Below are 13,818 nucleotides of genomic sequence, written 5' to 3'. Positions count from 1 at the left end.
CTCTACTGAGCTCAAGGGGCCTTTCTTAACGAACAGGGCTATAAGTTGAACTATAGAATAGATGTATGCAACAATCTCGGTTGCTTTGGAGCCATTCTTACTTACCCGCATCTCCTCTTTAATAAAGCTCTGAGCAGCGAACTGGTGTATAGATCCACGTATCGAGAAGTTGCCTCCCCTCTCCAAACCACTACGTAAGAGAATAATTGAGCTGGCGCCCCAGCTCCTCTTTCTCCTGCGGGGTTAGCTCACGCCATGTCCCTACCTTTTGACTTCCCAAATGAATATTCATGATCCGAATACGCTGCAGACGCTTTACCTCATATCCCAGGGCACTGCACATCCGGCGAATCTGACGGTTCTTTCCTTCGGTGAGGATAATGCGGAACACCCTATCGGACATCCGGGTCACTTCACAAGGAAGCGTCATCTCCCCAAGAATTTTCACCCCCTGAGACATAGCCTTTAGGAAGCTCGGAGTGATAGCTTTATCAACCGTAACGATATATTCCTTCTCGTGCTTACCCTCCGCACGTAATATCCGGTTCACGATGTCCCCATCATTGGTCATCAGAATCAATCCCTCGGAGTCCTTATCAAGCCTCCCTATTGGAAATATCCGCTTCTCATGCCCGACGAAATCCACAATATTACCACGTATGTGCTGCTCAGTTGTGCTCGTAATGCCGACAGGCTTGTACAAGGCCAAGTAGACATGCTGTTCTTTATCCTTAAGAGGCCTACCCTCCACACGCACATCATCGCCCTCATCCGCCTGGCTCCCGAGCACAGCAACCACTCCGTTAATGGTTACCTTACCGGCTTCAACCAGCTTGTCTGCCTCCCGTCTGGAGCAGAATCCGGACTCGCTTATATATTTATTAATCCGCACAGCCACACACCTCTTCTATACTTGTCTAACACTACCCAGATTTATATGTTACATTGCACATTTGCCCGCGGCAAGATGACCGTCACCTGGGTTCCTTTCCCCAGTTCACTTTCGATCTCCATCTGCCCTTTATGGCTCTCAATAATCCGCTGGCTGATCATAAGACCAAGCCCGGTTCCCGTTTCTTTATTCGTAAAGAACGGTTCACCGATCTTCGCTAAAGTCTCCTCGGATATGCCTTCTCCTTCATCCGTAACCCGGATCATGATCCGATCCGGTTCAGATGACCAAGTCTTAAGGTGGATCGTCCCTCCATTTGGCATCGCTTCAAGTGCATTTTTAAGCAGATTAATGAAGACCTGCTTGAGTTGATTCTCTTCACAGTGGACAAGCAGCTCCTCCACCACGAAATCCGTTGAGAATTCCACACTGTGCAGATGTGCCTGGCTGTCGAGCAAGGAGATGACATCGCCCAGAATATACCTGATATCCTTGACCTGGAAGTGTACAGCCTGCGGCTTGGCCAAGATCAGAAATTCACTCACAATCAAATTGATGCGGTCAAGCTCTGATAGCATGATATCGGTATGGCGTGAATTCAACTTCTCTGTCTGCTGCTGAAGCTGCAGGAATCCCCGGAGAGTGGTCAGCGGATTACGGATTTCGTGCGCTACACCAGCGGCCAGCTGCCCCACGGTAGTCAGCTTTTCCGACCGCCGTAGAAGCTCCTCCATCTTATTCCGCTCGGTCATATCCCTCGAGATAATGACAAAGGCCGTTATTTGCCCATCCTCGTCAAAGATCGGGGATTCACTGATGCTGACCTTTACTTCGGTTCCACTCTTGGTTGTCCGAACCGTCTCGGCAGAGAATACCGGGATCCCTTCGTTCAGCTGTTTCTTCCAGCTCAGCTCCTCCTCACGCCGTGATTCCGGCGTATTGAACAGGCAGGTGCCCTGAATCTCATCGCTAGTCCAGCCATACAGCTGTTCAAAGGCTTTATTTACCCGAATAATTCGCCCCTCTGGATCGGTTAAGTGTATAGCATCAGCGGTCTGGCGGATAATTGACTCCAGGTGCTCTTTTACCGAGCGGTTCTCATCGTTCATTTCTCTGAGGTCCTGCGTATACTGGGCCAGGTTGCCGGCCATCGCATTGATTCTCGCCGCCAGCAGCCCAAGCTCATCTTTACGTGAGACTTCAAGCTGGGTCTCAAAGTTCCCGTCGGCCATCCCGTTAACCTTCAGCAGAATATCCTGAATCGGCCGGATGAGAAGTCCCGCCAGAATATAACTTGCAAAAATGACGATCTCCAAGAGAACCAAAGAGATGGAGATCTGGCTGATCATCTGCTTGGAGAGCACCGAATGGATGGAATCATAACTGGAGATAATCCGGATAACATAGGTGCGATTCGTGCTATCTTTTATCGGAATAAAGCTCTTAATGACCCGCTTTCCATCAATATTCACATTATATTGTGCACTCTGCCCTTTCTGGATAGCTTCTTTCATTTGCTTCAGATCCGATTCAGGGCTCGGGTACTTATAGGTTCCGAAGGCAAGCGGAGTGTCTTTCATTTCAGCAAAAAGTCCTTTGTCCAAAGACAGCCCTTGATTCACAGCTTCGTCAAACCGGTTCAGATTGATACCGGTAATATCCAGAATGTTGTTATTCGTCTCCATGGTTCTGACAACAATCCGCTCCGGATCGAGAACTTCAAAGAAATTGTCCATCTCCGTATTCCGTATGAATGGATCTATCAAATAATTGCTTGTGCCGTCATAATAATATCCCCATTTCACAATGCTGTCCGGCATGGACGTTGAATATTCAAAAGGACCGGACCAGAAGTGCTGGGACTTATGCCCTTGCTTTACAGTCACGGGCTGCATGCTGAACAACTGCCGGAAGGCCACATACCAGTAGCCCCATTTGTTTGTGGATAATCCGACCTCCCTAGGCTCGGACGACTCCCGGACCACAACATCATTCGGAGTCTCTACGAATAAGGAGATTCCAGTCACTCCAGTCTTCTCGGCCAACTTCGCCAGCTGTTCCCGGGTCACTTTATTAACGTCCGGATCCAATTCCTTAGCAGCAATGATAGCAGCTGATTTTAACCGCTGCGTCATCTGCTTCTCGATATATTCTGAGCTGAATCTGCTCTGTTCGACTGCAATGGCAATTTGCTTGGCGGTCAGCATAATCTTATTTTCACTGTCTTTACGCAGATTCTCCTGAGTGGTAAAGTAGCTGAGGATAATATTCAAAGACAATAATACGACGGCCAGAAATGATATAATAATGGATAATTTCGTTTTGATGGACAATTCGCGGCTCACTCCTCGGCCTGTTTACCTTGCCGATATTTGGAATAACTCTTCTAACATCATACCTTTAACGACACTTTTTGCAAAGACATTCGACAAGCAAAGCTATGAACTCTAACCACGATTAGACTATATGGATTTAGTTACCCACAGATTGGTTATACTTATACCCAAAAATTATAAACCTGTGCATAACTCTGTTGATAACCCATGACTTATACACATATTTACACACAGCCTGTTCACAAACGAATGCCTGTTCGCAGCATAACCGGGCGCTAAAGAAGAGAGAAGGAGCATATTTGCCATGACTTATACCGATGAATACTGGATGGGGGAAGCCATTAAGGAGGCCAAAAAAGCTGAAGCGATCGGGGAGGTTCCGATTGGAGCCGTCATTGTGCGGGATGACGAAATTGTAGGGAGAGGTTATAACCTGCGTGAAACTACGCATGACCCGACAGCCCATGCAGAAATTATTGCCATACGTGAGGCCAGCAGCAGGCTTGGCTCATGGAGGCTCTTAAACTGCAGGCTCTACGTAACTCTGGAGCCCTGTCCCATGTGTGCAGGGGCGATTGTACAGTCGCGTGTGCCCCATGTGCTGTATGGGACTGCCGATCCCAAGGCTGGCTGTGCCGGCACCCTGATGAACCTGTTGCAGGAGTCCCGGTTCAATCACCAGACGGAGATGACAACAGGAATACTGCAGCCAGAGTGTGCCAGCCTACTGACGGACTTCTTCCGCAGACTGCGGAGAAAGCCACCTGAGAGCCCGTTAAGCTGAGTATTTGACGGACCTATACTCTGTCTGAAACTTGAATGACCTACATATAGAGTGAAAATAAAGAACCCGTGCCATGGCACGGGTTCTTATCGATTACAATCTTATTGAAGTCCAGCTCCGCCGAACTCTTGTTGAAGCTGCTGAATCGTAATAGTATCGGTTGGGATACCAATTTCGAATTTCTGCTTTTCGTTGATTTTGGAGAATGTGCTCTTGGATTCGATCGCAATCTTCACATTATTCTGGGTATCCGGATCGTTGATTTCCAGGTTCGCATTCAAATTCTGATATGCAGGAAAATCATTTTTGTCGATAGCCGTATTCACTGTAAACTGGTTGATCTTCAAGTGGTTCTTCATCTCGTCGATCCCTTTGCTCAGTTCAGCTTGGCTGCCGGACTGGATTTCTTTCTTCGCTTTGTCAATATCTTCTTTAGTCAGACCTTGGAACATATCACGATAATCATCTTTGCTCATGATATCCAGGACTTTAGGAAGAGCTTTGTTTACGAAGATCGTAACAGCATCCTTCACATTATCGTTAGTTACGTTGAACTGTACCACTTGCTTCGCGCTGAAGCCGTCAGGCAATGCGGCATCCTTAGCGTCCACATCTTTGAAATATTTCGCGGAGTCGTACTCGGCAAAAATGGCATTCGCCACTTCGGAAGCAAACTTCTGGGTCTTAGCAATATCCACTTTGCTTAGATCAGCTTCCCCGCCGCTTTGCGCCGCCAGTTCCTTATAGTCCAAAACCAGGAATTTACCTACTACGCTGTCTGGAATCGGGAAGAATGGCACTTTAGGAATTTTAACATACATCTTTTCCTTAGTTACCACGAAAGGAATCGTAATAGTTGTAGCTACGTCCCCTTTAAGTTTCACTTCAAGAGTAGCTTCAGTCTGCATTGGGTCTTTCTGATAGATCTGGCTGATGTTAATCTCAGCATCTTTCAGCATATTAACGACAGATCCCACCTGTTCGTTATTTTGTGCCAGCTTTACAGACAGATCTTTAATTTTAATCTCATTTTTAACTACGTATGAGTCCATCTTCAATGCATTAGAAGCAGCACCTTGCAGAGCCTCTTTCGGATCTACCTTCTTGGTACCACATCCGGATAAAACCAATACTACTGACAACAACAGTGTCAGCGTCAATCCCATTATCTTGCGCATGACTTTCTCCCCTCTTCAATTCCTCAGAAATTGTGACATTCAATACAATGATATAACATTTCGAATGGGAGAGAAACCCTTTTTTAGGATTAATGAATATCTTTTTTCTTGAACCGTCCGCCTTTGACATCATGGATGTTGCCAACTGCCAGAAAAGCACGCTCGTCGTAATGGCTTACGATTTCCTTGAGCTTGGCCTCCTCCAGACGGGTAATCACACAAAAGATAACCTTTTTCGGGTCTCCTGAGAATCCGCCCTCGCCAGCAAGATAAGTCACGCCACGACCTAGACGGCTAATAATGGCGTCCCCAATTTCATCTATATTATCACTGATAATCCAGACTGATTTCGATTCGTTAAGGCCATCAATCGTAATATCTATTACTTTGAAGGCAATATAATAAGCAAGTATGGAGAACAATGCAGCATCCCAGCCAAACACAAAGCCGGCGCCGCCGAGAATGAATACGTTGAGAATCATAATAATCTCACCAACGGAGAATGGGGTCTTACGGGATATGAGGATGGCTATAATTTCTGTACCATCGAGTGAGCCTCCGGCACGAATGACAATCCCTGTTCCTAAACCGAGCAGGATCCCGCCGAATACAAAGGCTAATGTGGTCTCTTGGCTAATGGCCTGAACCGAATGGAGGAGAAAGGTTGAGCCGGACATAACAATAATTCCGAGTAGGGTGGAAAATGCAAAGGTCTTACCGATTTGTTTGTAACCAACGATGAGAAAGGGGAGATTAAGCAGAAATAAAAACAGGCCCAGAGGCAAAGTTGTAAAATGCGAGGCAATTACGGATATCCCTGTGATTCCGCCGTCCGTAATATCATTCGGAACCAGGAACAATTCAAGGGCAACCGCGTAGCATATAGCACCTATGATAATAAACAAGCACCTCAGGAGGATACTTGCCAAAGACCGCTTGTTATGCTGGCGCTGTGGCCGAGGAATCAAGCCGGTAGTTTCTTCAATCTTAAGATTTTTCATGAGCTCATTCATAGCATCACGTTCCTTTCAGTTCAAATTATCTTTTTCCTCATCTCTCCATTTCCTAGAATACTGTCCAGCTATTCACCCATTAACCCTATTACTATTATGACATTAATCCTGCTCGATGTCTTGCTTAAATCGTTTTTTTTCTCAAAAATGACTTAATTTGCCCGAATTCGGGCAAATTAAGGGGTTTACTAACCCTGTGGGTTGTTATGGTCCACATGGTTGCGATTCTTTACTTTTTTCGAACCAGATAACGGCTCAGGGCCTCCCGAACCTTCATCTTTGCGACGGCGGCCCGTGTTCTCTTGAACTCCACGGACCGGGACCGATTTAGGCTTGTTCATCGTATCTCCCTCCCCTTAACGGTATTTGGCTGAAGCTTTTTTAATGTACCGTGAAATGGGACAGAATATTCGGCTGCATGCCACAGCCGACAATTAAAAAGGCTCATTCCTGGATAGGAACAAGCCTTAAATTTATATCTTATGTATCTCAATTAAAAGTTATGGCGGAGAGAGTGGGATTCGAACCCACGTGGGCTTGCACCCTAACGGTTTTCAAGACCGCCCCGTTATGACCGCTTCGGTATCTCTCCAGGTCAATCTAATTCATCACGATAACACGTGACAAATTAGATTATATCACATTCGTAATGAGCAAGCAAACTATTTTTTCGGAGAAATAACAGTTAGCCCACCCATGTATGGACGAAGCGCTTCCGGTATCTCCACACTGCCGTCTTCCTGCTGATAATTCTCCAGAATAGCTGCTACGGTACGACCGACAGCCAGGCCGGAGCCATTCAGCGTGTGTACGAATTCGGGCTTTGCCTTAGCTTCAGGACGGAAACGGATATTCGCACGGCGGGCTTGGAAATCCTCGACGTTCGAACAGGAGGAAATCTCACGGTACATGCCGCTTTCCGGCAGCCACACCTCAAGATCATAGGTCTTGGCAGCGGTAAAGCCCATATCCCCTGTGCACAGCGTCAGAACCCGGTAAGGCAGGCCCAGCAGCTGCAGAACCCGCTCCGCATTCTGGGTCATCGATTCAAGCTCATCATAGGATGTCTCGGGATGGACAATTTTAATCATTTCCACCTTGTTGAATTGGTGCTGGCGAATTAGCCCCCGCGTATCCCGGCCGGAAGCACCCGCTTCGGAACGGAAACAAGAGCTGTACGCAATATACCTGCGCGGCAGGTCTTCCACACTCAGGATCTCATCTCGGTGATAATTCGTAACCGGAACTTCTGCGGTAGGAATGAGATAATACTCGGTGTCACGAAGCTTGAACAAGTCTTCCTCAAACTTAGGAAGCTGTCCTGTTCCATACAAGCTGTCACGGTTAACAATATACGGCGGGAGCATTTCCTCATAACCATGCTCGTTGCTGTGAAGATCCATCATAAAGTTGATTAGGGCACGCTCCAGACGGGCACCCAGTCCTTTGTAGAACGTAAAGCGGGATCCTGTAACTTTGGCGGCCGCCTCAAAATCCAGAATGCCGAGGCTAAGGCCCAAATCCCAATGCGCCTTCGGTTCAAAATCGAATTTGCGCGGCTCACTCCAGCGGCGAATCTCCACGTTGTCTTCTTCTGAGGAGCCCACGGGAACGCTCTCATTCGGAATGTTCGGAATGGCCAGTGTAAGCTCATCAATCTTCGCTTCAAGCTCCCGAACCTCTTCATCCAGAGCTTTAATCCTGTCGCCTACCTCTCTCATCTCAACAATAAGCTCGTCGGCATCTTCCCGGTTCTTCTTGCGCTTAGCCACTTCCGCGGATACCACATTCCGCCGGTTCTTCAGCTGCTCACTTTCCTGAAGAAGCTCACGGCGCTTCTCGTCAAGCTTTGGGAAATCAGCAATAAGGTCGAGAGACTTGCCCCGCTTGCGAAGAGCATCCTCAACCCGTGCATAATCATTTCTTAATATTTTTACATCTAACATAACTAGTCCCTCCCTGGGCGGCACCTTGACTGATCAGAATGAACCTCTTTCAGAGGGCCAAGTTTTAACCAAACCCACCTTCACACGAGTCCAATCTGTGTTGAACAGGACCCTGATCTTGTCCCGCTAAAATTGAACTACATCCGGACGGAATTTCACATTCCAGCCAGATGTAGCCTGTGTTTCACCTTATTATAATATCGCAAATCGAGGTTTAACTAGATTGACGGACCATATCCGCAAAATATTGATGAAGAGAGAAGTCATCTGTAAGCTCTGGATGATAAGAGCTCACCAGCATATGGCCCTCTCTAGCCGTAACAATTTCATTACGGTAAGTCGAAAGGACTTCAACGCCTTCCCCAACGGAAGTAATGAGAGGCGCCCGGATAAAGACTGCACGGACCGGGTTATCGATTCCTTTGACGTCCAGGTCAGTTTCGAAGCTTTCACGTTGACGCCCAAAAGCATTACGGGAGACCCGAATGTCCATAAGCCCCAAGTGAGCCTCTTCCCCACCTTCGATTTCCTTGGCAAGTACAATCAACCCGGCACAAGTACCGAAGAGCGGTTTCTTCTCGGCAGAGAATTCACGAATAGGCTCGATGAACTCATACCGTCTCATCAGCTTGCCGATGGTCGTGCTCTCCCCCCCAGGAATGATCAGTCCTTGAATATCCTTCAGCTGATGGGTTTGCTTAACAGCAACCGCCTCAGCCCCGGTCTTCTCAATGCTCTTCATATGCTCAGCCACAGCACCTTGAAGTGCCAGCACTCCTATTTTCATAACCTTCATCTTCCTTCTATATCATGCCCAGCATGGTAATTTGCCGAAAAAGCCGGGGCTTACCAGCCCCGGTCACTCATACGTTCAGCCGCAGTCAACTTGGAGATTTCAATCCCCTTCATTGGTGTACCGATGTTCTTCGATACTTCGGCAATCAATTTATAATCAGTATAGTGGGTTGTTGCTTCCACAATGGCACGTGCGAATTTCTCAGGATACTCGGATTTGAAAATACCGGAGCCCACGAACACGCCGTCTGCACCCAGGTGCATCATCAGAGCCGCATCGGCTGGAGTTGCTACACCGCCTGCCGCAAAGTTAACCACCGGCAGCTTGCCGTTCTCATGAACTTCAAGCAGAAGGTCATATGGAACTCCCAGGTTCTTAGCTTCCGCGTACAGCTCGTCCTTTGACATATTGCCAACTTTACGGATTTGGCTGTTGATTAGACGCATATGACGTACAGCTTCAACAATGTTGCCTGTTCCTGGCTCACCCTTGGTACGGATCATGGACGCTCCTTCACCGATCCGGCGAAGAGCCTCGCCCAGATCTTTGGCGCCACATACGAATGGAACTGTGAATTCACGTTTGTCGATATGGTACACCTCGTCAGCAGGTGTGAGAACTTCACTCTCATCGAGGTAGTCCACGCCCAGAGACTCAAGCACTTTAGCTTCAACGTAGTGACCGATACGGGCCTTAGCCATAACCGGAATGGAAACCACTTTCATAACCTCTTCAATGATCGTTGGATCGGCCATACGGGCTACTCCGCCTGCCGCACGAATATCCGAAGGTACGCGCTCAAGCGCCATAACGGCAGTTGCGCCGGCAGCTTCAGCAATTTTTGCCTGCTCCGCATTCATAACGTCCATAATGACGCCGCCTTTTTGCATTTCAGCCATACCTCTTTTAACACGAGATGTTCCAGTTTCCATGTCCATACCTCCCGAATATATAAACAATTTTATATCTATATGACAGATTATACGCCAATTCATATAGATTTAGGTGAAAATTCGCCTTTGATCTAACTTGTTATTTTACAAGATAAGCTTTAATTACACAACTGCAGGAATTTCAAATCCCCTAGAGAATTTAGAACAAATTCTTAATGGAATTGAACAAATCCACGAAGAACTGGCCTATTGCGCGAAGCAGGAGCTTGAACCATCCAGCTTTCTCCGTCTCCTCGGCGGTAATCAGATTCACTGTCTCCTGAGCAGGTGCGGCGGTGTCGTCTGCCTTGTAGGTGTACGTAATCGTTCCTACCTTGGTGCCCTTCGGCAGTGGAGCGGTCAGCTGGTCCTTATCCAGCCATTTCACCGTGGAGGTGACCCCTTTCAGATCCGAGCCCTTCTTCACTACAAAGCTCACGGCCTTATCCGTTACCACCGGAACCTCGGTTTCCGTAGCTTTCTTGACACTGACTGTCTCGGCACCCTTGATTGTTGTTTTTGGCGCGGCGACCTGCTTGATTTCAAAATTATCAAACCCATAATCAAGCAGCTTCTTCGTCTCTACGAAGCGGGATTTCTGCGACTTCGCATCGGTCCCCATCACCACGCTGATCAAGCGCACTCCGTTGCGCACTGCAGTACCAGTAAAGCAGTTCCCCGCATTCTCGGTATGCCCTGTTTTGAGCCCATCCAGTCCTGGATAAGCATATTGTCTGAAATTGACATTCGACTTATTAGCTTCCAGCATCCAGTCCAAATTGATTAATGGCGTTTTATCACGGCTGCGGAATTTATATGATTGCAAAGTAGTAAAACGGGTAAAGTCAGGATGATCGGTTACAATATACTTCGCCAAAGTGGCGGCATCTTTCGCAGACATTACAGTTTCCTTCGGATCGCTTGGGCGGAAGCCCTCCGGCATATCTCCTACATTCAGACCTGTAGAATTTGCAAAATAGGCTGTTTTCATGCCCATCCGCTTGGCTTCCTCGTTCATCATCTTCACAAAGTTCTGCTCTGTACCCCCAACAAGCTCAGCAAGAGCTACGGTTGCATCATTGGCAGAGGCTATAGCCATAGCAATGTAAAGTTCTTCTACCGTGTGCTGATCCCCTTGAGCAAGGAATACACGTGAACCAATCTGCTTGGAGGCATTCTCTTGTACTGTGACAACCTGATCCCATTTCAGCTTGCCCTGCTTCACCTGCTCGGCCACAATGTATTCCGTCATCATTTTGGTCATACTGGCTGGAGGCATAGGATCGTCACCGTTAACAGAATAGAGAACCTGCCCAGTGGTTGGTTCCATCAGAATGGCAGATCTAACATTAAGACCCAGCTTATCGGTAGGACCCTGATTCGTTTTTGCAGCAGTCTTGCTTGGGGCTGCAATAGCTTGTCCTTCAGCAAGGGTCAAAGCAGGAATTACGGATAAGCACAACATATTAATCATTAAAATCGACGTGACACTTTTACGAAGGATACGCCGTTTAGGATTCGTGTTCAGTTCTTTAGATTTCAAGTTACCTTTAAGCTCCCCTCAATATCGTTCAATACTGTTCTATTCTAACACAGGCTATGCCGCAAAAAAAAGACAAGCAGGACGAAAACGCCCTGCTTCCCACCGGAATACTATGAATTTCCGAAAATTACAAAGAATAGTTCGGGGCTTCCTTCGTGATTTGTACATCATGCGGATGGCTTTCACGTAGACCTGCTCCAGTGATGCGTACAAATTCCGTCTCTTCACGAAGCTCGTCCAGATTAGCCGTACCGCAATAGCCCATTCCAGAGCGTAAGCCGCCGATCAGCTGGTGAATCGTATCAGACAATGGTCCTTTGTAGGCAACCCGGCCTTCAATCCCTTCTGGGACCAGCTTCTTATCATCGTCCTGGAAGTAACGGTCTTTACTGCCCTGCTTCATGGCAGCCAAGGAGCCCATACCCCGGTACACTTTAAAGCGGCGGCCTTGGTAGATTTCTGATTCCCCAGGACTTTCTTCCGTTCCTGCGAACAGGCTGCCCAACATAACCGCGTGAGCACCGGCCGCAATCGCCTTAGGAATCTCGCCGGAATACTTGATTCCGCCATCGGCAATAATTGGCACCCCATATTCTCTTGCTACGGTTGCACAATCATAGATCGCCGTGATCTGAGGCACCCCAATCCCGGATACAACACGGGTTGTACAGATAGAACCAGGTCCAATCCCTACCTTAACTACAGAAGCGCCAGCCTCAATCAAATCGCGGGTAGCATGACCAGTAGCCACATTACCTGCAATAATGGTGAGCTTCGGATAACGGGCCCGCAGCTCCCGTACCGCGTCCACAATGTTAATGTGATGTCCGTGAGCTGAGTCCACCGTAATCACATCAACCCCAGCATTAACAAGAGCCTCCGTCCGCTCGAAAGTATCCTTGGAGATCCCCACAGCCGCACCGACCAGTAGACGCCCCTGAGCATCCTTCGCCGCATTCGGGAACTGGATCGCTTTCTCAATGTCTTTGATCGTAATCAGTCCTTTGAGGACATTATTCTCATCGACCAATGGAAGCTTCTCGATCTTATGCTGCTGCAAAATAACTTCTGCCTCCTGAAGAGTCGTACCTACTGGTGCAGTAACCAGATTCTCATGAGTCATGACATCCTTAATAGCCGTATTGTAATCATGGATAAACCGCAGATCGCGGTTCGTCAAAATACCAACCAGCTTCTCGTGCTCATCTACAATCGGCACCCCGGAAATGCGGAACTTGCCCATAAGCCGTTCTGCATCAGACACCAAATGATCCGGTGTCAAGGAGAACGGGTTCGTAATAACGCCGCTCTCCGAGCGCTTCACACGATCAACCTCTTCAGCTTGCTTCTCCACCGGCATATTCTTATGAATCATCCCAATTCCACCTTCACGGGCAATGGCAATAGCCAATGCTGCTTCGGTGACCGTATCCATTCCCGCACTGATCAATGGAATATTGAGCTTAACACTGTCGCTCAATCGCGTGGACACATCCACTTCCTTTGGCAATACACTGGACTTTCTCGGAATCAGGAGCACATCATCAAATGTAAGACCTTCTTTAGCAAATTTACTTTCCCACACCAGGGTTTTCCTCCTCAGCTCTATTGTCCCAGCGGCCTAATCCCTATCTCTGGAAGGCCGAGATCTCTTCTTACGGGAATATATTTGTACCATCTTAGCAAAGGGGATATGGGCTGTCAACACGTAAGGGCCCATAACCACCTGGCTTATACGTTAAAAATTGCTAATCAGAAATTGTTCTCTCTATCCTTACTAAAAGCCTTTACTGATTAAAATCCTATACCAAGCTAATATCTGCAAAAATCCAAATTATAAACAAAGAAGCACTGCCTTAGGCAGTGCTTCNGGGTTTCCCCATTCGGACACCCCCGGATCAAAGCTTGCTTACAGCTCCCCGAGGCAGTTTCGTTGTTCGCCACGTCCTTCTTCGGCTCCTAGCGCCTAGGCATCCTCCGTGTGCTCTTAGTAGCTTAACCATTGCTCCGGTTGGTTGACCAACCTTCGCGCTACCTTAGATACTTCACTTGCTTGCACAAGTTCAGCTTAAAGGAATTCTAATTTACGCAATTTCGTTTCGTTATCTAGTTTTCAAGGATCAATTCCAACCTTGCGGCCGGAAGAATATCATATCAAATCCTCATTCGCTTGTCACCAAGCAAGTTCTGGAAGCGATACGTGAGAGTTGAACTCTCAAAACTGAACAACGAGTGAGGTGTTGCTATTGAAGCCATTGGCTTCTCATGAATGTTACCGTTGCAGGTAACGATTCTCCATAGAAAGGAGGTGATCCAGCCGCACCTTCCGATACGGCTACCTTGTTACGACTTCACCCCAATCATCTACCCCACCTTCGGCGGCTGGCTCCTTGCGGTT

11 protein-coding genes, 1 tRNA gene, 1 rRNA gene and 1 other annotated feature are annotated in these 13,818 nt (G+C 47.7%); of the genes, 1 reads left to right on the top strand and 12 read right to left on the bottom strand.

Annotated elements, in window-relative coordinates:
• Positions 1 to 190 precede the first annotated feature (190 nt).
• Both BN6628_RS00320 and BN6628_RS00315 read right to left on the bottom strand, forming a co-directional pair.
• Positions 191 to 892, bottom strand: coding sequence for a pseudouridine synthase (locus tag BN6628_RS00320; protein WP_068612660.1), 702 nt, complete (start codon positions 890 to 892; stop codon positions 191 to 193).
• A gap of 41 nt (positions 893 to 933) precedes the next feature.
• Positions 934 to 3,225, bottom strand: coding sequence for a sensor histidine kinase (locus BN6628_RS00315; RefSeq protein ID WP_068612656.1), 2,292 nt, complete (start codon positions 3,223 to 3,225; stop codon positions 934 to 936).
• Between the two features lie 307 nt (positions 3,226 to 3,532).
• Between BN6628_RS00315 and tadA the strand changes: the two genes are divergently transcribed.
• The gene (gene tadA / locus BN6628_RS00310) at positions 3,533 to 4,012 is read left to right on the top strand and encodes a tRNA adenosine(34) deaminase TadA (protein WP_068612652.1); all 480 of its coding nucleotides are present in this window, start codon (positions 3,533 to 3,535) and stop codon (positions 4,010 to 4,012) included.
• 101 nt (positions 4,013 to 4,113) lie between these two features.
• Here the strand turns inward: tadA and BN6628_RS00305 are convergent, their stop codons facing one another.
• The 10 genes from BN6628_RS00305 to BN6628_RS00265 form a co-directional block, all read right to left on the bottom strand.
• The gene (locus BN6628_RS00305; RefSeq protein WP_068612649.1) at positions 4,114 to 5,190 is read right to left on the bottom strand and encodes a DUF6612 family protein; all 1,077 of its coding nucleotides are present in this window, start codon (positions 5,188 to 5,190) and stop codon (positions 4,114 to 4,116) included.
• A gap of 89 nt (positions 5,191 to 5,279) precedes the next feature.
• Positions 5,280 to 6,191 (bottom strand): YitT family protein, encoded by a 912-nt coding sequence (locus BN6628_RS00300; RefSeq protein ID WP_068621786.1) that lies wholly within the window; start codon positions 6,189 to 6,191, stop codon positions 5,280 to 5,282.
• Between the two features lie 200 nt (positions 6,192 to 6,391).
• A complete protein-coding gene (locus BN6628_RS25435) occupies positions 6,392 to 6,544 on the bottom strand; it encodes a small acid-soluble spore protein P (protein WP_082926724.1) in 153 nt (50 codons plus the stop codon).
• 162 nt (positions 6,545 to 6,706) lie between these two features.
• Positions 6,707 to 6,795, bottom strand: a tRNA-Ser gene (locus BN6628_RS00295).
• Between the two features lie 70 nt (positions 6,796 to 6,865).
• Positions 6,866 to 8,149 carry a serine--tRNA ligase gene (gene serS, locus BN6628_RS00290; protein ID WP_068612645.1) on the bottom strand — a complete coding sequence of 428 codons (1,284 nt, stop codon included), beginning with the start codon at positions 8,147 to 8,149 and terminating at the stop codon, positions 6,866 to 6,868.
• Positions 8,150 to 8,363: 214 nt separating this feature from the next.
• Positions 8,364 to 8,936, bottom strand: coding sequence for a pyridoxal 5'-phosphate synthase glutaminase subunit PdxT (gene pdxT, locus BN6628_RS00285; RefSeq protein WP_068612642.1), 573 nt, complete (start codon positions 8,934 to 8,936; stop codon positions 8,364 to 8,366).
• A gap of 59 nt (positions 8,937 to 8,995) precedes the next feature.
• Complete coding sequence (pdxS, locus tag BN6628_RS00280; RefSeq protein ID WP_068612638.1) at positions 8,996 to 9,877, bottom strand: pyridoxal 5'-phosphate synthase lyase subunit PdxS; 882 nt, start codon at positions 9,875 to 9,877, stop codon at positions 8,996 to 8,998.
• Positions 9,878 to 10,037: 160 nt separating this feature from the next.
• Positions 10,038 to 11,420 (bottom strand): D-alanyl-D-alanine carboxypeptidase family protein, encoded by a 1,383-nt coding sequence (locus BN6628_RS00275; protein WP_068612635.1) that lies wholly within the window; start codon positions 11,418 to 11,420, stop codon positions 10,038 to 10,040.
• A gap of 127 nt (positions 11,421 to 11,547) precedes the next feature.
• Entirely contained in the window at positions 11,548 to 13,005 is a 1,458-nt protein-coding gene (gene guaB / locus BN6628_RS00270; protein ID WP_068612631.1) for an IMP dehydrogenase, read from the bottom strand.
• 261 nt (positions 13,006 to 13,266) lie between these two features.
• Positions 13,267 to 13,374: a sequence feature (23S ribosomal RNA rRNA prediction is too short), on the bottom strand.
• Between the two features lie 347 nt (positions 13,375 to 13,721).
• Positions 13,722 to 13,818: ribosomal RNA gene (locus BN6628_RS00265) — 16S ribosomal RNA — on the bottom strand; the annotation flags it as partial.

This window comes from Paenibacillus tuaregi, from assembly GCF_900086655.1.
Lineage (GTDB): Bacteria > Bacillota > Bacilli > Paenibacillales > Paenibacillaceae > Fontibacillus > Fontibacillus tuaregi.
Note: the sequence above shows the minus strand (reverse complement) of the source record. Positions and strands in the feature narration are given on the sequence as shown.

What these genes read in the sequence shown, in the direction of transcription:
- tadA (WP_068612652.1), top strand. Translation starts at nt 3,533, where the DNA reads ATGACTTATACCGATGAATACTGGATGGGGGAAGCCATTAAGGAGGCC.
- BN6628_RS00300 (WP_068621786.1), bottom strand. Translation starts at nt 6,191, where the DNA reads ATGAAAAATCTTAAGATTGAAGAAACTACCGGCTTGATTCCTCGGCCA.
- pdxS (WP_068612638.1), bottom strand. Translation starts at nt 9,877, where the DNA reads ATGGAAACTGGAACATCTCGTGTTAAAAGAGGTATGGCTGAAATGCAA.
- serS (WP_068612645.1), bottom strand. Translation starts at nt 8,149, where the DNA reads ATGTTAGATGTAAAAATATTAAGAAATGATTATGCACGGGTTGAGGAT.
- pdxT (WP_068612642.1), bottom strand. Translation starts at nt 8,936, where the DNA reads ATGAAAATAGGAGTGCTGGCACTTCAAGGTGCTGTGGCTGAGCATATG.
- BN6628_RS25435 (WP_082926724.1), bottom strand. Translation starts at nt 6,544, where the DNA reads ATGAACAAGCCTAAATCGGTCCCGGTCCGTGGAGTTCAAGAGAACACG.
- BN6628_RS00305 (WP_068612649.1), bottom strand. Translation starts at nt 5,190, where the DNA reads ATGCGCAAGATAATGGGATTGACGCTGACACTGTTGTTGTCAGTAGTA.